The organism is Pseudomonas sp. PDM26 (genome assembly GCF_019219185.1).
GTDB lineage: Bacteria > Pseudomonadota > Gammaproteobacteria > Pseudomonadales > Pseudomonadaceae > Aquipseudomonas.
Map to the genome: position 1 here is coordinate 471209 of NZ_JAHUWC010000003.1, position 19357 is coordinate 490565.

Genomic DNA, 19357 nt, shown 5'->3' on the forward strand with positions numbered 1-19357 from the left:
TCAGCCAAGCAGCTTGAGTAATGCCGGATAGCTATTGGGGAACAGCCTGCTCATCCAGAACAAGGTGCTCGACTTGTTCCCTGTGATAATGCGTTTGGTTCCCTTGCGCAGCCCCCTGATGATGTCGCCGGCACAATCCTCCGGCGGCGTCAGGAGCATCTTGTCTGCCAGTGCCGTGAACCTTTCTTCTGTTTTGCCGGCGGCTTTACAGCGTCGTCCGGACTTCTCGATATTGGTTCGAATTCCACCAGGGTGCACACACACGGCGCGTACACCGCTATCTTCGAGTTCCGACCATAATGCTTCGGTCAGACCACGTACGGCGAACTTCGACATGTTGTAAGCGCTTTGCATCGGGAAACCCACCAGGCCAAATACGCTGGAAATGTTGACGATGCAGCCTTCTCGCTGGGCCTGCATCATCGGCAGGAACGCTTTGGTACCGTACAACACACCCCACAGGTTGATACCGAGTTGCCACTCGTACTCATCGATGGAGGTGTTGGCAACTGTCCCGATGACTGCGGCGCCTGCGTTATTGATGACGAAGTGCGCCGTGCCAAAATCGCGCTTCACCTCGTCGGCATGAGCCTGGAAGGCGTCCCAGGACGATACGTCCAGGATGTAAGCTTTCGCGTTGCTGGCGTCAGGCAATAGCTTCATGGTTCTGTCGAGACCCACCTGGTTGATGTCTGACAGGGCGACATGTGCACCCGCTTGCACCATCTGGATAGCCAGCTCTCGACCAATGCCTGATCCGGCGCCAGTGATGACGACCACTTTGTTTTGGAACATGTTTTTTATCCTTCTTGTTTTGATTGGTTTCGCCACTGCAGATTTTTCTGGCAAGCACTATTTGCTGAGAATGTGGATCGCGACGGCTGCCTCCTCAATACCCTGCAAGCCGCCACCGTTCTCCTGGATTGCATGGCGTGCGCCATGTACCTGGCGTGCGCCAGCCTCTCCGCGCAGTTGCGTCACCAGTTCGTAGAGCTGGCCAATCCCGGTAGCACCGAGCGGATGACCTTTCGATTCCAGGCCACCTGAGGTATTGACCGGGATGCGCCCACCCAGGGTGAATTCGCCACGTTCAGCCGCAGGGCCGCCCTGACCGAACGGGACCAGGCCCAGGTTTTCGACCTGAATGATTTCACCCATCGCCGAGGCGTCATGGACTTCGGCGACGTGCATGTCTTGTGGCCCCAGGCCCGCCAGGTCATAGGCCAGGTTGGCTGCCAGGTGACCGACATTCAGTTCCGGCTGATCGAACCGGCGATGGCTGAAGCTGCGGATGACACTGGCCGCTACCTTGATGCAGCGGCTCTTGTCGGCACCGATGCGTGCGAGTCCTTCCTCGGTGCACAGGATGGCGGCGGCTGCACCGTCCGACAGTGGTGCGCACATTGGCAGGGTGAGCGGGTAGGTGATCGGAGGGGCGGCAAGGATTTCGTCGATACTGAAGGCTTTGCGAAATTGCGAGTAGGGGTTATGGACCGAGTGAGTGTGGTTTTTTGCCGACACCGCTGCGATCTGCCGCTGCGTGGTGCCGTAGGTTTTCATATGCTGGCGGCACAATGCGGCATAGATGGCCATGAACTTACTGTAAGGCTTGTCCGATTCCGACCCGGCGGGCGGCACCACGCCTTCGCCCATTTTCACCAGCGTCTGATAATTCTCTTCGGCGCGAGATACGTCCCAACCAGCCTCGAACAGCGAGAGGGCTTTGAGTTTATCCGGGATGTTCATCTTTTCCGCACCCAACGCCAGCGCGATACTGGCCGTACCGGCCTTGAGGCTTTGCACGGCCAGATTGAAGGCTGAGCTACCCGAAGCGCAGGCATTCTCGACGTTATAGATAGGAATGCCTTGAATACCGATCTTGCTGAACACGACTTGACCGGGGATCGAGAGCTGGCCTTGCAATGGGCCATTGGTCATGCCGGCATAAAATGCGATATCGAGATCGGCGGCACTGCAGTGGGCGTCCTTCAATGCGCCCTGGAAAGCCTCGCGTGCCAAGTCGTCGAGGCTGCGTTCGGTGTGGCGACCGAAGACGGTCATGGCGATGCCGGCGATATAGATATTGCTCATTGAAAATTCCTTATATTCAGTTGGTCGGTGTCCAGTTCGCACCCCTCTGGTTGTGTCAGATCTTGCGAGCTGCGTTTTCCCAATACGGCTGACGTAGTTCTTTTTTCAGCACCTTGCCCACCGGACTGCGTGGCAGGCTGGTAGTGAAGTCGACAGACTTCGGTGCCATCACGCTGCCCAGCCTGGCTTTGCACAGCTCGATAAGCTCCTGCTCGGTGGTTTCCTGGCCTGGGTTGAGCTCGACCACGGCCTTGACGGCCTCGCCCCATTTCTCATCGGGCACGCCAATCACGGCGCAGTCCTGAACGGCCGGATGTCCCCACAGCACTTGCTCGACCTGGCTGGGATAGACGTTGAATCCGCCGGAAATGATCATGTCTTTTTTGCGATCGGTGAGGTGCAGATAGCCTTCGGCATCGATATGGCCGATGTCGCCGGTATGCAGCCAACCGTCGACGATGGTCTCGGCGGTCTTCTCCGGCTGCTTGTAGTAACCCTTCATGATCAGGTCTCCACGCACACATATTTCACCGGTTTCACCGCGCGACAGGATCTGGTTGGCGTCGCTCATCACTTCGACGCGGACCAGCGGGTTAGGGCGGCCGACCGAGGACAGGCGTTCGTCGTCGGCGAATTGATCACCCACCAGATGCTCGTCAGGACGAAAGTTGGCGATGCTGGCCGGTGCCTCGGTCTGACCATAGCCGCCGGTCATGACCGGGCCGAAAACCGCGATAGCTTTCTTCAGCTTGTCTACCGACATCGGAGCCGCGCCGTACATCAGGTACTTCACCGAAGAGAAGTCCAGCTTCTCGATACCGGGAATTTCCAACAGCCTGTAGATCACCGTTGGCGGCAGAAAGAGCTCGCTGACCTTGTGCTGCGCAATGGCGTTCAACATCAATGCCGGATCGGGTTTGGTAATGACCACTACCGTGCCACCTTGCGCGGTGCAGGGTACGGACAACAGGCCGGCAGTGTGGGTCATCGGTGCAGCGGCCATATTCACCGGCTTTTCACCATTGCGATAAGCACAGGTCAGCATGAAGTGGGCGATGAACGTCTGCACGCTGCGGTGGGTGTTCATCACTCCCTTTGGCGTGCCCGTTGTGCCACCGGTGGGTGAGACCGCCACCACGTCGTCCATGTCATAGGCGACTTCGGGACGGCTCGCCGGCTGGCCGGCACTCCATAGCTCCAACGAAGGTGCATCGACAGCGTCGGCATCGATGCAGATCCAGTGCTTGATCTTCGGCAGCCTGGGCCGCAGCTCGGTGATGATTTGCGCGAAGTCGTTCTGGTAGAACATCACCTCACAATCGAATGCGTCGAGGATGTAGTGATTCTCTTCGCTCGAGTTGCGCGCGTTGACTGGAATCCAGGTCATGTTGGCGCGCCATAGACCCAGCGTGCAGGCCCAAGCGGTGACATCGTTGCCTGACCAGACGGCACCCTTGGTTTCCTTCGGCAAGCCCAGTGCGAGCAGCTTGTTGGCGATGCGACACGAGAGCTCGCCGATTTCGTTGAAGGTGTAAGAGCGCTCGCCCTGGATGTAGGCGACCCCGGCAGGGTTGATGCCCCAGCCGCGATCGTAAAAGTCGATGATGGCCATAAGTGGTTCCTGTGCCGGTAATCAGAGTTTGCTAACGGTGGCACGGGCCAGGCCGCGCTCTTCCAGGAAGCCGAGCAGATAGCGGTGTCCAAAAGCCTTGGAGCCGGAAGCGAAGCCGACCTTGTTGGTGTCGCCGTCGAGCAGCCTGATCGCCGCCGCGGCCTGTAGGGCACCGGTGGAAATATAGGGTGTGACGCCATGGACGGTAGCGCGCACGGCGGACAGGTGACCGCGGCCGATAGCGATGTCGACGCTGCGTTGCAAGGTGGTGCGTTCGCGGGGCGGCATGCTCGGCGTGGTGGCCTCTACCAGGCTCTTCACCACTGCGTCCTGCTGCTCCTTGGACAAGTGCTTGTATTCCGCTTCCCACTTCTGGCTCAGGCCATGCACCATCGGCATCACATTGTTGTCGTAGAAACCGACCGCGGAGGTGCAGGCGCGCACGCGCGAATCATGCTCGAAGTAAATCGGCAGCGAGGTTCCCCCCCAAGGCAGGCAGAAAACCGGCTGCATGAAGTTGGGGTCGACAATGTTGAACGAAGCGGTGGCCGGGTGCTGCACCAGCTTGTTTTCCCACAGGTAGAACTGCTCCCTGTGGAACAATTCGAAAATCGAGGCCGCCGAGCCCAGGCTGACCCCTGCGACATCACGCGGGCCGCGGCACAGGGCGGCGGTTTCCAGTACGTCGATGCCGGGGGTTTCCAGCGCCAGTTCGGCGGCGATCTCGGAGAAGCTGTACATGTAGGACAGCGATGGCGAAACCAGCAGGCCAGCCTGACGATAGAGCTCGCCAAATTGCTCGCGAACCTGACGGACATAGCTTTGCTCGCCAGTGGTATCTATGTGGTGGCAGCCGGCCTTGAGCGCGGCCTCAACGGTGGTCAGACCGAAGTTGACGAAGGGGCCAACGGTGTTACAGACCACCTTGGCCCCCTTGAAGGCGGCGCTCAGCGACTCGACGTTGTGCTCGGCCTCGATGATTTCATAGGTCGCGGACTCCAGGCGTACCACTCGTTGCGCCATCATTTCCTGCGCGCGCTTGGCATCGCGCGCCACAGCGGTGAAGGGGATGTTCTGGTCGATCAGCCAGTCCATGGTCAGCATGCCGGTGTAGCCACTGGCGCCATAGACAACTACGGGATACTTAGCCATTTTTATTGTCTCCAAAGTTTATTGTCAGTCGGGTTTGGGATCAGTACTGGGGCCAGCCGTCTTCGTAGAGCTCCTGGACAAGGAACCCAAGGCGGGTGGTGAGCATCATGTTCTCGCCGTCCTCGATCAGCGCGGCGCGGGCATCGCGGAACAACTTCTCCATGGGGTACTCGCGGGTCAGGCCGTTGCCACCAAACAGCTGCAAGGCATCGCTGACCACGCGCATGGCCTCTTCGGTCACGGTGATCTTGCTGGAAGCCGTGGCACAGGGGTGCCCCTGCGGGGTCAGGCGCGCATAGGCCAGGGAGCGGCGGGCGACAGCCCGGCAAAGCTCGACACGACGCATCATGTCGCCGATGCGGTAGCGGGTAAGCTGGTGGTTGATCAGCAGTTGGCCACCCTGCTTGCGCTCATGGCAGTAAGCCAGGGCCAGTTCGAAGGCGGAACGTGCCACGCCAGTGAACCATTGCGCCATGTGGGCGCCAGCGAACGACCAGGTCGAAGCGACGTTGCCGTAGTACTCGTCCTGCAGGGCCACGGCGAAGCGCTTGGGAATCCGCACGTTGTCGAAATACACCTCGCCCTGCGGCAGCGCGCGTTGGCCGATCTTCTCCAGCGGCTTGCCCTTGCTGACACCGGGCAAGTCCAGGGGCACGATGACGGAGATGCCATAGGGCAAGCCATTGGCATCGTAGAAGCCGTTGCCATAGTCGGCGGTCATGTAGGCCAGAGCCACCTGGGCCACCGCGCCGTTGGACACCCAGGCCGAGCACTGGCCGTTAATGACGATCTCGTGCTCGCCGACCTTGGCGAACAGGTTGCCCTTGTTGCCTAACTGCCCCGGCACCCAGTCGCGCTGCATGTCGAAGGCGCCGGCGTCAGTGCCCTTGTCCGGATGGGTAATCATCCAGCAGCCGATTTTCCCGGCACTCAGATCGATCAGCTCCTGGTTCCCTACGGCTTTGGCCATCTCGTTCGGGAAGGTGCTGACGCCCAGGGAAACCGCCAGGCCGGCATCGCCCCAGCCCATTTCCTCGCTGATCATGGACTCGACGCGTACAGCCGTTTCCGGCGGCAGTTCGGCCAGCAGACCGGAATCCAGGCCCAGCTTGGCGGCTTCGCTGAACAGGCTGTAGTACGGCGAGCCGGGGGCGACCACCTGCTCTGCGGTCATCTTGTCGAGTTCCTGGCCGAGGGGACGCATGAAATCCCTGGCAAAGCGATGCACGCTGTCCTGGATGCCGCGCTCGACCTCGTTCAGGGGCGTTTCAAAGCCGGTTATTGAAATGTCAGGCAGGTTGATCCGGTTGCTCAGTTTCATGATGGGCCTCGTCATATCACTCGGTTTTTCTTATGGCCTGCACTCTGGTTTTCGAGACGCGTCAGGCGTCGGCCGGCAGTTCGCCGGCGGCGATCAGCGTGGCGCGCGTGGCCTCGACGAAAGGCTCTACGGTGTCGACGAACAACTCTTGCAGCGGCGTCCCCTTGAACTCGGGGAGGAAGGTCTTGTTCCAGTGGCCGCACAGCGACATGCCCGCTGGGGTATCGACCATGGCGACGCCGATCGCCAGCAGGGTCTGGATGGCACCGGGACGGGAAGCTGCGTAGGCTGCGCGCCACTGCTCGGGCGTCAACTCGTTACGCTCGATCGGACGACCTACTGCCTGTTCGCGCGCGGCCAACAGCTCGTTCCACGAACACCAGGCCGTGGCCGCGACTGGACAGATCGCATTGCGCGAGGCCGGGTGGGCCAGCACATGCGGGATGATGCGGCCGACATCCGCGCCGGTCGACCAGGCCAGCCTGGCGTCGGGATCGCCCATCACCATCACCGGTTCGAGCATGTAGTACTCGATCCAGGCACCGGCCGGAATGATGGTGTAGTCCATGCCGGCCAGTTCGATCATGCGCCGGATGAACGCCTTCTGCCGGGCCATCAAGCGGTGCGTGGTGTCGGTCTGCCAGAACTGCTCGAACTCGTAGATCGCGCCGTACTCGGATGGCACGAAGCGTTCGACCCCGGCTTCCCTGGCGGCAAAGATCAGCGGCATCTGCGATTCGGTGGCGTAGAGGGGGACGCAGGACACCAGGTAGTCGGTGCCGCGCAGCGCCGGGACCAGCGCTTCGGCAATGGTGACGTCGACCTCCTTGATGGTCACGCCCTGGCGCGCCCATTCGGCGTACTGCTGCTGTTTTTGCGCCTCGCTCTTGCTGATGCCCGATGATGAGTGTTCCACCTGGCCGGAGCGGCGCGCCAGCACATTGATATTGACCAGGCCCTGGCGAATGAACTCATTGACGCAAGCGACGCCAGCGGTCCCGGTGGCGCCGAATACAGTGACGGTCTTCTTGCTCATGCTGTTCTCCTGGCTGTGATCAGTCATGCGGGCGAGCGGTTGTGCCTGCCTCGCATCAAAGCGAGTAGCGGAATATTTGGCCGATTATTGTTCTTCCCGACATCGACAACTCACCTGAAAAGCGGTCATATTTGTCAAAATATGCTCATCCCGAGATGCCCATGAATCCGCAGCAACAGGTCCATGACACACTGGGATTGCCCTTGCTGGGCGGCCTGGTGTGCAGTGAAATCCCCTTGTATGCGGAGCGCTACTTCCTGCATACGACTGATCTATCCGTCCCGCCCGTTGACTTCATGGCCCTGCTGACCCAGTTCGGTGGCTCGCGGGCGGATGAGGGGGCAGGGGGCGAGTTGCGCTCGACATCGATGCCGCGCTTGTCAATGCTGCTGCCTGCAGGTTGTGCCACTCAATGGCACTATTCCGGCAGCATTGATTTCGCGGTTTTTTATCTGCCCGAGCGCACGGATGGCGTGTTTCGACAATTGCGTGAGCTATGTGCTGGCGCGCAGGCGCCATTGCCCGTCAGTGATGGTTTGGTGAGTGCAGCGGCCCGGCAATTGATGGATGAGCTAAGTCTTGGGAAAGGGGCTGATCAGGGGTTCATGGCAAGATTGGCCATGGTCATGCTTGAGCAGGTGTATCGTGCGCTACGGGTTGACGCGAGCAGAGGTATTTATCCGCCGCATATTCATCTGGCGCGCCTGCATACAGTACTGGCCTTCATTCGCGAGCATCTGGGGCAGGAACTCTCGATCAGCACGCTGGCTGGCCAGGCGGGTGTCAGCCCGGCTCATTTCCGACGGCTGTTCCAGCGCGCCATGGGTATGCCGCCCCATCGCTATGTGATGAATCTACGACTGGAACATGCGCGTGATCTGCTCATGCAGACCGATCTACCTATTTTGCATGTGGCACTGGAGTGTGGTTTCAGCTCGCAGAGCCACCTGACTGCCGCGTTCAAGGTTGCGCACGCCAGTACACCGGCCGAATACAGAGCCCTGGCTGGAAGGTAGCGGATGCTTTGGCGTGGCGAGCAGGCCACTGCACCGAACGTACGCAAGCGGCTTGCGTTGGAGTGCACCGGGGTTCAACCCCCCGGACTATTCCATGGTAGTGTTCGATCGTTTGGAACTGTATCCAGCGACCTTCAGACGCTCCTTGGGTAGGCGTCTCTCAACCACCAGGGTCTGAAAGAAATGGATTGCATAGAGCCCCAACTGATCCTCAAAACCACACCGCCGCGTAGTCAGAAATCAGCACGGATGCGAAACCGCCTGGGTATCCATACCCAGGAGCTGACAGACAAAGTGGTGATCGCCGTTCAAGCGCCGGCAGGCTTCGGCAAAACCTTTCTGCTGACCCAATGGCGTCGTGAATGTCTGTCTCACGGCGCCGTGGTGGCCTGGATGACGCTGGATGTACAGGATGATGGTGCGCGTTTTGTCCAGGGGCTGGGCGTTGCCATGGCCATTGGCAGCGGTCGGCCGTCGTTTGCCCGCGCATTCGAACCTATTGCGGGACTGGGGCGTGACGAACAGGAAGGGCTGACGCAGTGGTTGGCGGAAGTGGCCGATCTGGGTAGCGAAACCGTATTGATTCTGGATGAAGTGGATTCCCTGCCCGAGCTGACGATCCGTTACTCCCTGACGTACCTGTTGCACAACGCACCGGCCAACTTGCGCATCATCATGGCCTCTCGCACACGGTTGAATCTGCAGGTGGCGGACCTCGCGGCAAGAGGGCTTTTCACGACGATCATGACAGCGGCTTTACGGCTGAATGTGGAAGAGGCGGTCGCCATCCTCAATGACCGTTTCGGCGCAAGGGTTGATGCCGACGTCTGCGTGCGGCTGCACGAGATAACCGAAGGCTGGCCGCTTGGTCTGCAATTAGCGATTTCGGCGTTGGAGAAGAGCCCGAACCGGAGTGCGGCAGTCGAAGAGTTGTCGACTTGCCTGGGTGATATCCAGCGTTATTTCGTCGACAGTTTGCTGGCACATCTTCGGGAGGAGCAGGTTCGCTTTCTGACCGGCATTGCCTTGTTGGAAATGGTCCAGCCCTTGTTATGCGAGGCGCTGACGGGCAACGCTCGCTCGGGTGAATTGCTGAAGGAGTTGTGTGCCTCGACTCCGATTTTTGTTGAAAGTATCGACAGTGACTGGGTGCGCATCCATCCATTGGCGCGGGAATTTCTGCTCGGCCGCTTTGCCGACTTGCCGTTGGAGGAACGTCAGGGCTATCACCGGCGCGGCGCCGTGTGGCTGGAACAACACGGTTTCCTGGAACAGGCCGCCCGGCAATATCTGTTGGCCGGCATGCCCCAACCGGCCTATACGTTGATCGGCCAATGCCTGTACGAAGTCGCTTTGCAAGGGCAATTCAGCCGGGTGCTGGAGTGGGTCGAGGAGCTTGGCCCCGCTGACGTGTTGGCGCATCCGCGCATCTGCCTGGCGGCGGCCTGGACATTGGCAATGGGAGCGCGTCAGGCAGAAGCGGCGCAATTGATTGCGGCTATTGAACAGCATCTGTCCGCCGACGAGGCGACACGTTGTGAAGCGGCCGCCATCGCCGCCGCCGCCGCCTTCTTTGCGGATCGTCCGGATCAATCGCATCGACTCATCATGCCTTGGGTCGATCGATTGCCTTCATTCTCAGTCACGGTGCAAGCCTTGGTCGCGAACCTGATCGCCCGGCTGACGCTGTTGCAGGGACAACCGGAGAAAGCCCGGCGAATCCTTCAGCGAGCACCGCGTTACGCGGGTAGTCCTGGCCTTGATGCCATACGCGGGTATGGCGAGTGGGTGGTCGGTCTTGCTTATTTATACGAGGGTCGAATGGTGTCGGCGCGCACTGCGTTGCACGACAGCCTGGTGCATGCCGAACGGGACATCGGTCGGCGCAGTCCGGTGGCGGTCATTCTAGCGAGCGCTCTGGCGACGGTGTTGCTGGAACAGGGGGAAGTTCAGGAGACCGCTACGGTGCTGGCGAACAGGCTGGATATCGTTGAGCGATTGGCGTCCCCCGATGCGATTGTGCAGGGTTTCCTCGCCGCCGCTCGACTGGCCTCACTCCAGGGGCAGGGGCATCGCGGGCAGGATCTGCTCGAGGCGTTATTCGCCCTTGGAGAAGAGCGAAATATTCCACGATTCTGCATTGCCTCCCTGGGAGAGCAAATACGCCTGCATGCCTTGCAGGGACGCAGCGATACCTGTCAGGCATTATGGCGACGGCTGGACAGTTTCACGCCGGTTATTGCCCGTGAGCGAGCGGGGTTGCTGGGGCCGGAGCTGGACTTGCTGGCCGGGGTAGCCAACGCTTATGCCTTACTGGCCCAACGTGACTGGGAGGCGATGCTGGCGGTGCTGGACAGGGTTGGCGAAACAGCCGAATACCTGCGTCGTGGGCGAGACATCGTGCAGATCAAGCTGCTCAGGGCACTGGCACTTCGGGCGAACGGACAGGGCGGCACCGACTATTTGCTGGAGGCTGTCAGCCTCGCGCAAGAAAACGGTATGTTACGCGTGGTGCAGGACACCCATCCGGACCTGGCCAAATGGGAGCAGACGCTCCAGCGTGATACCGTCAATTTGCTCGCGGCGACCTCTGCGCCCGCACCTGTTGCGCGACCGGAATCCACCCCATTGAGCGTGTCCCCGAGTCGTCTCTTGACGCCCAAGGAGCGCGAGGTGTTGCAGCTATTGGCTCGCAACCTGTCCAACAAGCAAATCGCCCTGGCGCTGAATGTCGGCGAGGAAACCGTGAAGTGGCACCTGAAAAACCTGTTTGGAAAATTCCAGGCCGGCACCAGACAACATGTAGTCGCGCGTGCCTACATGCTGGGAATTCTCGAGACAGCGGGCTAATGCGAGTCCGCCACCCGAGGTGATCCGCTCGGATCATCCTTCAATCCCCCCCCGTCCCCCCCAAAAAATCGATTTCCAGCCGCCCCCCCAGTCAATGGGGGGGTTCGCTTTTCGACTTCGCAATAGTCTGACCTCACAAAAGCACCAACGTATCGGTGAGTGGGAGCAAGTTTATGTCTGTAAAAGTGCTGATCGCCGGTGCGGCAATGGTGCCGTTTCTACCGCTGGGTGGCTCTGACAGTCATGCGGCGTTGGCGGGGCAAGCCGTTCGTGCGGCGCTGGCCGACGCGCGGATCGACTATGATCTGGTCGACCAGGTGTTTACTTCCTGCGTACACGGAGAAACCGGTATCGCCGAGCAAATGTTGTCGCAGATTGGCTACTCGGGCGTGCCGATTTTCAGCCTCGGCGATGGCTGTGCGTCGGCCAGTAGTGCTTTCCAGTTGGCCCGCAATAGCCTGCTGTGCGGCCAGGCTGAATGTGTCCTGTTGGTGGGTGTCGAGTGCATGCCGGCACGCATTTCCAATCGTGAGTTTTTCGGTTTGAAAGACCTCGCTCGCGATGAATCGGCAACGCTCAGGCAGGCTGAGAACCCCATCGGCTTTATCGAGCGTCGACAACAACCGGCGCTGTTGTTCGCGGCCCAAACCAGCTGGTTATTGACACGCATGGGCATTGCTCAAAGCAGCTTCGATCAAGTGCTTGAGCGCGCACGGGCCCAGGCCGGGCGCAATCCCTACGCCGTATTGAACCGCATGCCGGATCGCGACGACTGGCTCGCGCCTTATCTGTGCCCGTCCGCCTGCGGTGCGGCGGCCATCCTGCTCTGTACCCCGGCCTTTGCCCTGCGCTTCGGCGCTCGGGCGGACGTCACCGTGCTGGCCAGTGTCAGGGGCAGTGACAGCGCCTCAGAGCAGGAAGCGGGTTGCGTGCTGGATGTGCTCGGACAGGCAACCACCCGGCGAGTCGCACAGTTGGCCTATCAGCAGGCGGGCCTCGGTGCGGAAGACATCGACGTGGTTGAACTGCACGACCAAAGCGTCGGCGACTTCATGGTCAATAGCGCCGCGCTGGGCTTTTGCCGGGAGGACGAGATCGATCGATTCGTGCAGCAAGGACACCGCTTGAAAGGACAGATGAATGCGGTGTGCCCATCGGGTGGCTTGCTGGGACGTGGTCACGCCCCGGGTGCCACCGGGTTGGCGCAACTGGTCGAGTTGGTCTGGCAATTGCGCGACATGGCCGACGGCAGGCAAATTGCTGGTGCCCGCACGGCTTTGCAACATAGCACCGCCCTGGGCCGGGCGGTGTCGGTCACCCTTTTGCAGCGCACCTGAGAGGAGGCTCATTACGCCGTGATTCAACCCATGACTTTTCGTAAACCATAGAGCAGGTGGCAAGCTAGATGAACAAAAATAATAAGATCTGCCATGCAAACCTTCGCAAAGGGTTGTTGGCCTCCGCCATTCTCACCGGCCTGGGCATCGCGCCCGTGGGGGCTGTGGAGATCAACACGGGGAATGAAGACTTTGCGGTTCGCTTCGACAACACGCTGAAGTTCAACTATGCCCAGCGCGTGGAAGCCCCCAACAGCAAGTTGGCCAATTCGTGGAACAACAATGACGGGGATCGCAACTTCTCCTCCGGCAGTCCCGTTTCTCAACGACTGGATGTGCTGTCCGAACTGGATGTGGTTTACAAAGAAAAAGTCGGTTTCCGTGTCAGCGCCAACACCTGGTACGACCACGCCTACGACGATATTGGCAGCGACAACGCCTCGACCAATCAGCTCAACAACGGTAAGCCGGACTCTCGTCATCAAAGCGGTTACGCCGATCGGTATTACAACGGTCCTTCTTCGGAAATCCTTGATGCCTTCGTGTTTGGCAGCACTGAAGTCGGCGATGAGTCACTGCTCAGCGGCAAGCTCGGCAGGCACACCGTTTACTGGGGCGAAAGCATTCTCGCCTTTGCCCATGGCAACAGTTTTGGCCAGTCCGGCCTGGATATTTCCAAGTCGCTGGCGGTCCCGGGAACAGAAGCCAAAGAACTGTTCATTCCGCGTAATCAGTTGTCCACCAGCCTCACGGTCAACCCGGAACTGACCCTCGCCGCGCAGTACTTCCTGGACTGGGGCGCCGCGCGGTTGCCGGAGTCGGGCACTTATCTGGGGTTCAACGACGGCATTCAAAATGGCGGGCACAACCTGTCGTTGATCGGCGGCCGAAACCCGCTGTTCGGCACACCTGGCCCACTGGGTGCCAACCAGTTTTTGCGGTTGACCAACGGGCATACGTTTACCCCGGACAACCAGGGTGACTTCGGCCTGATGGCCAAGTGGAGCCCGGAATGGCTGCAGGGTACGCTGGGTTTCTACTACCGCAAAACCTCCGACATTCTGCCCAACCTGGTGTTGCAGCCAACGGCGGTCGGCCCTGCGCAACTGATCTCCGGCAATGCCGGCAGCTACAACCAGTTCTATGTCGACGACATCGATATCTACGGCATCAGCCTGTCGAAAAGCATCGAAGGTGTCAGCGTCGGCCTCGACCTGAACTATCGCCACAACATGCCGCTGGCCAGCGTGCCGGCAACGGTCAATCCGGTAGCCGGTGCTGCCGGTTTGCCTGGCTTCATCAGCAGCTTTGATGGTGACAACGGCGTGGCCCGAGGCAACACCGTGCACGCGGTGCTCAACGGCTTGACCACTTTCGGTGCGACACCGGTCTGGGACAGCTCGACCTTGCTGGTTGAACTCGCCTATAGCCGCTGGCTGGACGTCACCGAGAACAAGCAGCTGTTCAAAGGCGAAGACTGGTATCGCGGTGTCGACAAGGTCACCAAGGACAACTACGTGCTGGGCGTCAACTTCAACCCGACCTGGTATCAGGTATTCCCCGGCATCGATATGTACCTGCCGGCCAGCTACGGCGTCGGCCTTGCGGGCAACTCGTCGGTTCAGCTCGGGGGTAACAAGGACTCCGGCAGTTACTCGGTGGGCGTTGGCATGGACGTGCACAACCAGTACCGGTTTGACCTGAAGTACGTGGACAACTTTGGCCCGTTCGACACCTGCGGCTCAGCCGGTGGTGCAGGTGCACAGGGCGAGGGTGCCGCACCAGGGGCCAACGGCCAATACAACTGCGTACCGGGGCAGACCACTGCATTCGGCGGTGTTCTGCCTCAGCTCAAGGATCGGGGCATGGTCACCTTTACCTTCAAAACGACCATTTGATCGAAGTCTTTGCTTGATAGCAGGAGTCACTCCATGAAATTCGTCAATACGCTTTTGTTCACTGCATTGACCGTTGCCATCGCGGGTGCGGCACACGCAGCCGTGGCCCCCGATGAAGCGGCCAGACTCGGCAACAGCCTGACAGGCGTCGGCGCTGAAAAGGCCGGCAATGCCGACAACACCATTCCGTCCTACACCGGCGGTCTCACCACGGCGCCGGCCAGTTTTCAACCGGGCAGTTCGTTCCGTCCGGACCCTTACGAGGCCGACAAGCCACGCGTCGTCGTCGATGGCAAAAACGTCAGTCAATACACCGACAAACTGACCGCGACCACGCAAGAACTGCTCAAGCGTTACCCGACGTTCCGGGTCGATGTGTTTCCGACCCATCGCAGCGTTGCGCTGCCTCAACGGTTGCTGGATAACACTGCAAAAAATGCCGTCGGCACCAAAACACTCGAAGGCGGGGTAGCACTGGAAAACGCATTGCCGGGCGTTCCGTTCCCGATCCCGAAAGATGGCTATGAGGCCATGTGGAACCACCTGCTGCGTTATCAGGGTTATGCCACCAATATCAAATACGACTCCTGGAACGTCGACAGTTCCGGTCGGGCGATATTGGCCACGACCGGTAATGGCTATCTGGAATACCCGCTCTACGATCCGAAGCGTACGGAGCCGGCGAAAGAAACGGATCTGTTCTTCAAGACCAAACTCTATTACCAGGCCCCGGCCCGTCGCGCAGGCGAAGCCATCCTGGTGCAGGATGCCGTCAACCCCTTGAAAATGGAGCGTCGTGGCTGGCAATACCTGCCAGGTCAGCGCCGCGTGAAACTCGCGCCGGATATCGCCTACGACACGCCAAACCCTGGCTCGGCCGGTGCTTCGACCTATGACGATGCCTGGGTATTCAACGGCGCAATGGACCGTTACGACTTCAAACTCGTCGGCAAGAAGGAAATGATCGTTCCGTACAACACGTACAAGTTGAACTATCACAAGGACGCTGCGGATATCACCACGCCGCATCACGTCAATCCGGACCTGATGCGCTGGGAGTTGCACCGCGTGTGGGTGGTCGAAGCCACGCTGAAACCGGGTAAACGCCACATCTACAGCAAGCGCACCTTCTACCTCGACGAAGACAGCTGGATCGCCCTGGCTTCGGATGAATATGACGCCAGCGGCAAGCTGTACCGCGGATCCTTTGCACACCTGGCATACAGCTATGACGTGCAGGCGCCGAACTCCGATAACCACATGATTTATGACCTGGTCTCTGGCAGCTACAACATCACCGGCATCTACGGCCCGTACGGCGGCGTCAAGTACATCGACCCGCTTTCGAAAGCGCAATGGGCGCCTGAGTCATTGGCCGGCACGGGTATTCGCTGAGCCATAACGCAGGTGTTTTTTTTGTCGTCGACAGTGTGTACCGCACTGTTCGGCGGCTTTTTTTGCCGAGTAGACCTCATGAATACATTTAGATGGATTACGCTCGCCGCGCTGACTGTGGCGTTGGCTGTGCCATTCACCAGGGCCGTAGTCGCCGCCGATTTTGTCGACGTGCTGTCGAGCCCCGCGATTCAGAGTGAAAAGGCGATCAGCGGGATGTTCACCGGGTTGGCCCGTGCAGGTCAGCGCCTGGTCGCCGTGGGCCAACGCGGCCATATTTTCTATTCCGATGATAACGGCGTCCGCTGGCACCAGGCACAAGTGCCAGTGAGTTCCGATCTGGTGGCCGTGCAGTTTCCGAGCCCGACGCAGGGGTGGGCGGTCGGGCACGACGGCATTGTGTTACACAGCGACGACAGGGGTGAAACCTGGACGCGTCAGCTCGATGGCCGTCAGGTGGGGCAGATCATGCTCGAACATTTTCAGAGGCAAGAAGGGCAACAGCCCGATGATGCGTTATTGGCCGAGGCTCAACGGATGGTCGATGAAGGGGCTGACAAACCTTTTCTGGACGTTTGGTTCGCCAATGATAAAACCGGCTATATCGTCGGCGCGTTCAATCTGATTTTCCGCACCGAAGACGGCGGCCGGAGCTGGGTTCCGTTGATGGATCGCACCGACAATCCGGGGGCGCTGAATTTCTACGGGATGCGTGCAATCGGCGATGACCTGTTCATTGTCGGCGAGCAAGGCCTGGTATTGAAACTGGACCCGGCAACGCAACGGTTCATCAACCTCCCGACGCCCTACGGCGGCAGCTATTTTGGCATCACCGGCAAGCCGGGCTCGGTGCTCGTTTATGGCCTGCGGGGCAATGTTTATCGCAGCGTCGATCACGGCCTGAACTGGGACAAGGTTGAACTGGGCCTGTCCTCGAGCATCACTGCGAGCACGATCACCGCCGACGGCCGAATCATCCTGGTCAGCCAGGCCGGGCATGTGCTTGTCAGCACCGACGACGGCGCCAGTTTCACGCTAAAGCCACAAGACCGCCTGGGGCCCGCCGCTGCGGCACAGGCCATCGCATCAGGCACCGTGGTGGTCGCAGGCGCACGGGGCTTGCGCCAGTTGCCCTTCGAATGAGCCCACCCCCACATAATAAAAAGAGACGAGCCACTTCATGGGTAACTACAACCTCGATACGATGCCGGTGATCCGAGAGCTGAAGGGCTTCGATGCACGCTCCGGCAATGTCCTTGAACGCCTGATTTTCAACCATCGCCTGCTGGTGGTGCTGACCTGTCTGATCGTGACGGTAGTGCTGAGCTATTTCGCGGCCACTGGGCTGACGCTCAATGCCAGCTTCGAAAAGATGATTCCGCAGAGTCAGCCGTACATCAAAAACTACCTTGAGAATCGCCAGTCGTTACGCGGGCTGGGCAATACGGTTCGGGTGGTGGTGGAAAACACCGACGGCGACATCTACGACCCGAAATACCTGGAGGTGCTCAAGCAGGTCAATGACACCTTGTTCCTGACTCCGGGCGTAGACCGGGCTTGGATAAAGTCATTGTGGACGCCTGCCGTGCGCTGGACCGAGGTCACGGAAGAGGGCTTCCGTGGCGGCCCGGTCATGCCGGACTCCTACGACGGCTCGGCCAGCGGGGTCGAGCAACTGCGCTTGAACATCACCCGTTCCGGGATCATCGGCAGTCTCGTCGGCAATAATTTCAAATCGAGCATGATTGTGGTGCCGCTGCTGGAGAAGGATCCGGTCACGGGCGCCGCAATCGACTATCACCATTTTTCGCGGATGCTTGAAGAGCAGCTGCGCAACAAGTTTGAGTTTGCCGGCAGCAGCGCGGTACACCTTGCCGGTGAAGAGGGCAAAGGCCCGATCAAGATCCGCGTGATCGGTTTCGCCAAATTGGTGGGCGATCTGATCGATGGCCTGATGCTGATCATGATGTACTTCGGCGCCGCCGCGCTGATTGCCACTGCCATCATCTTTGGCTTTACCCGTTGCGTGCGCAGCACCGCGCTGGTGATTCTGTGCTCGGTGGTTGCGGTGGTCTGGCAACTGGGCCTGATCACCTTGTTCGGTTATGTACTCGACCCGTTTTCGATTCTGGTGCCGTTTCTGGTGTTCGCCATCGGCGTGTCCCACGGTGCGCAGAAAATGAACGGGATCATGCAGGACGTCGGACGCGGCACCCATCAGTTGATCGCCGCGCGTTACACCTTCCGCCGTCTGTTCCTGGCCGGACTGACCGCATTGCTGGCCGATGCCGTGGGTTTTGCGGTACTGATGCTGATCGACATTCCGGTGATCCAGGACCTGGCCGTCACCGCGAGCATTGGTGTGGCGGTCTTGATCTTTACCAACCTGGTGTTGCTGCCAGTGCTGCTGTCTTATTGGGGTGTCAGCCCCAAGGCGGCGGCGCGCAGCTTGCGTCAGGAAAGGCAGGAGCTGAAGGGGGCAGGGCTGGGCAATGTGTGGAGCCTGCTTGACCGCTTTACCGAGCGTCGTTGGGCGACGGTGGCGGTGGTGGTGGCCGGGTTGCTGGCAGTAGGTGGCTTCACGGTCAGCACGCATTTGAAGATTGGTGATCTCGATCCGGGCGCACCCGAGCTGCGCGCAGACTCACGTTACAACCGCGACAACGCCTACATCACTGCCAACTATTCGCTGTCCAGCGACCAGTTTGCGGTCATGGTCAAAACCGCCAGCGAAGGTTGCCTGAAGTACGAAACCCTGGTGGAAGCCGATCGTCTCGGCTGGCTGTTGCAACAGCAACCGGGCGTGCAGACGACCGTGTCGCTGGTCAACGCTGTGCGCCAGATCACGGCGGGTTCCTATGAAGGCAACCCGAAAATGCTGACCGTCGCGCGCAACCAGAACGTGCTGAACTACGGCGCGCAACAGGCCTCGGTGAACAATCCGGAACTGTTCGACAGTGATTGTTCGATGATGCCGGTGATCGCTTATCTCTCCGACCACAAGGCCGAAACCCTCGATCACGTGGTGAAAGTGGCCGACCAGTTCGCCCGCGAACACAGCAATGACGATCGGCAGTTCATGCTCGCCGCCGGTAGCGCCGGGATCGAAGCGGCGACCAATATCGTCGTGCGCGACGCCAATCGCACCATGTTGTTCTACGTGTATGGCGCGGTGATCGTGCTGTGCTTCATCACCTTCCGCAGCTGGCGGGCGGTGGTGGTGGCGGTCGTGCCGTTGATGCTGACGTCGATTCTCTGCGAGGCGTTGATGGTCTGGCTGGGCATGGGCGTGAAGGTCGCGACCTTGCCGGTGATTGCCTTGGGTGTCGGCATCGGCGTCGATTACGCGCTGTACCTGCTCAGCGTTCAGTTGGCTCAGCAGCGTGCCGGTCTGTCGTTGACCGAAGCCTACAAAAACTCCGTGGCGTTCACCGGCAAAGTGGTGGCGCTGGTCGGCATCACCCTGGCGGCGGGCGTGATCACCTGGGCGTGGTCGCCGATCAAGTTCCAGGCCGACATGGGCATCCTGCTGACCTTCATGTTCATCTGGAACATGGTCGGCGCCTTGGTGCTGATCCCGGCACTGTCGCATTTCCTGCTCCGTCGTGCGCCTTGAAGCGTCTGCTCGCATGCTTTATCCGCTCGGCTA

Annotated in this window: 13 protein-coding genes; 7 read left to right on the forward strand and 6 right to left on the reverse strand. The window is 59.9% G+C overall.

Going from position 1 to position 19357, the window contains the following annotated elements; genetic code table 11:
• The 6 genes from KW849_RS09230 to KW849_RS09255 all read right to left on the reverse strand — a co-directional run bounded on the left by KW849_RS09230 (nt 1) and on the right by KW849_RS09255 (nt 7212).
• A complete protein-coding gene (locus tag KW849_RS09230) occupies nt 1-795 on the reverse strand; it encodes an SDR family oxidoreductase (protein ID WP_218429086.1) in 795 nt (264 codons plus the stop codon).
• A 57-nt stretch (nt 796-852) separates the two neighbouring features.
• A complete protein-coding gene (locus tag KW849_RS09235; protein WP_218429087.1) occupies nt 853-2091 on the reverse strand; it encodes a thiolase family protein in 1239 nt (412 codons plus the stop codon).
• Between the two features lie 55 nt (nt 2092-2146).
• Entirely contained in the window at nt 2147-3703 is a 1557-nt protein-coding gene (locus KW849_RS09240; RefSeq protein WP_218429088.1) for a class I adenylate-forming enzyme family protein, read from the reverse strand.
• Between the two features lie 21 nt (nt 3704-3724).
• A complete protein-coding gene (locus tag KW849_RS09245; protein ID WP_218429089.1) occupies nt 3725-4855 on the reverse strand; it encodes a trans-acting enoyl reductase family protein in 1131 nt (376 codons plus the stop codon).
• 40 nt (nt 4856-4895) lie between these two features.
• Nucleotides 4896-6176, reverse strand: a complete 1281-nt coding sequence (locus KW849_RS09250) for an acyl-CoA dehydrogenase family protein (protein ID WP_256357134.1) — start codon at nt 6174-6176, stop codon at nt 4896-4898.
• A gap of 61 nt (nt 6177-6237) precedes the next feature.
• Nucleotides 6238-7212: an NmrA family NAD(P)-binding protein gene (locus KW849_RS09255; protein ID WP_218429090.1), complete on the reverse strand. Its 975-nt coding sequence runs from the start codon at nt 7210-7212 to the stop codon at nt 6238-6240.
• A gap of 161 nt (nt 7213-7373) precedes the next feature.
• On the opposite strand from KW849_RS09255, the gene KW849_RS09260 reads away from it, so the two are divergent.
• The 7 genes from KW849_RS09260 (at nt 7374) to KW849_RS09290 (ending at nt 19324) form a co-directional block, all read left to right on the forward strand.
• The gene (locus KW849_RS09260) at nt 7374-8228 is read left to right on the forward strand and encodes a helix-turn-helix domain-containing protein (RefSeq protein WP_218429091.1); all 855 of its coding nucleotides are present in this window, start codon (nt 7374-7376) and stop codon (nt 8226-8228) included.
• 249 nt (nt 8229-8477) lie between these two features.
• A complete protein-coding gene (locus KW849_RS09265; protein WP_256357135.1) occupies nt 8478-11078 on the forward strand; it encodes a LuxR C-terminal-related transcriptional regulator in 2601 nt (866 codons plus the stop codon).
• 173 nt (nt 11079-11251) lie between these two features.
• On the forward strand, nt 11252-12415 hold the full coding sequence (locus tag KW849_RS09270; RefSeq protein ID WP_218429093.1) for an acetyl-CoA acetyltransferase: 1164 nt from the start codon (nt 11252-11254) through the stop codon (nt 12413-12415).
• Between the two features lie 68 nt (nt 12416-12483).
• Entirely contained in the window at nt 12484-14313 is a 1830-nt protein-coding gene (locus KW849_RS09275) for a DUF1302 domain-containing protein (RefSeq protein WP_218429094.1), read from the forward strand.
• Nucleotides 14314-14346: 33 nt separating this feature from the next.
• Nucleotides 14347-15708 carry a DUF1329 domain-containing protein gene (locus KW849_RS09280; protein ID WP_218429095.1) on the forward strand — a complete coding sequence of 454 codons (1362 nt, stop codon included), beginning with the start codon at nt 14347-14349 and terminating at the stop codon, nt 15706-15708.
• Between the two features lie 78 nt (nt 15709-15786).
• On the forward strand, nt 15787-16851 hold the full coding sequence (locus tag KW849_RS09285) for a YCF48-related protein (protein ID WP_218429096.1): 1065 nt from the start codon (nt 15787-15789) through the stop codon (nt 16849-16851).
• Between the two features lie 37 nt (nt 16852-16888).
• Nucleotides 16889-19324: an RND family transporter gene (locus KW849_RS09290; protein ID WP_218429097.1), complete on the forward strand. Its 2436-nt coding sequence runs from the start codon at nt 16889-16891 to the stop codon at nt 19322-19324.
• The last annotated feature ends 33 nt before the right edge of the window (nt 19325-19357 follow it).

What these genes read in the sequence shown, in the direction of transcription:
- KW849_RS09255 (WP_218429090.1), bottom strand. Translation starts at nt 7,212, where the DNA reads ATGAGCAAGAAGACCGTCACTGTATTCGGCGCCACCGGGACCGCTGGC.
- KW849_RS09250 (WP_256357134.1), bottom strand. Translation starts at nt 6,176, where the DNA reads ATGAAACTGAGCAACCGGATCAACCTGCCTGACATTTCAATAACCGGC.
- KW849_RS09290 (WP_218429097.1), top strand. Translation starts at nt 16,889, where the DNA reads ATGGGTAACTACAACCTCGATACGATGCCGGTGATCCGAGAGCTGAAG.
- KW849_RS09240 (WP_218429088.1), bottom strand. Translation starts at nt 3,703, where the DNA reads ATGGCCATCATCGACTTTTACGATCGCGGCTGGGGCATCAACCCTGCC.
- KW849_RS09235 (WP_218429087.1), bottom strand. Translation starts at nt 2,091, where the DNA reads ATGAGCAATATCTATATCGCCGGCATCGCCATGACCGTCTTCGGTCGC.
- KW849_RS09260 (WP_218429091.1), top strand. Translation starts at nt 7,374, where the DNA reads ATGAATCCGCAGCAACAGGTCCATGACACACTGGGATTGCCCTTGCTG.
- KW849_RS09265 (WP_256357135.1), top strand. Translation starts at nt 8,478, where the DNA reads ATGCGAAACCGCCTGGGTATCCATACCCAGGAGCTGACAGACAAAGTG.
- KW849_RS09270 (WP_218429093.1), top strand. Translation starts at nt 11,252, where the DNA reads ATGTCTGTAAAAGTGCTGATCGCCGGTGCGGCAATGGTGCCGTTTCTA.
- KW849_RS09275 (WP_218429094.1), top strand. Translation starts at nt 12,484, where the DNA reads ATGAACAAAAATAATAAGATCTGCCATGCAAACCTTCGCAAAGGGTTG.
- KW849_RS09285 (WP_218429096.1), top strand. Translation starts at nt 15,787, where the DNA reads ATGAATACATTTAGATGGATTACGCTCGCCGCGCTGACTGTGGCGTTG.
- KW849_RS09230 (WP_218429086.1), bottom strand. Translation starts at nt 795, where the DNA reads ATGTTCCAAAACAAAGTGGTCGTCATCACTGGCGCCGGATCAGGCATT.
- KW849_RS09280 (WP_218429095.1), top strand. Translation starts at nt 14,347, where the DNA reads ATGAAATTCGTCAATACGCTTTTGTTCACTGCATTGACCGTTGCCATC.
- KW849_RS09245 (WP_218429089.1), bottom strand. Translation starts at nt 4,855, where the DNA reads ATGGCTAAGTATCCCGTAGTTGTCTATGGCGCCAGTGGCTACACCGGC.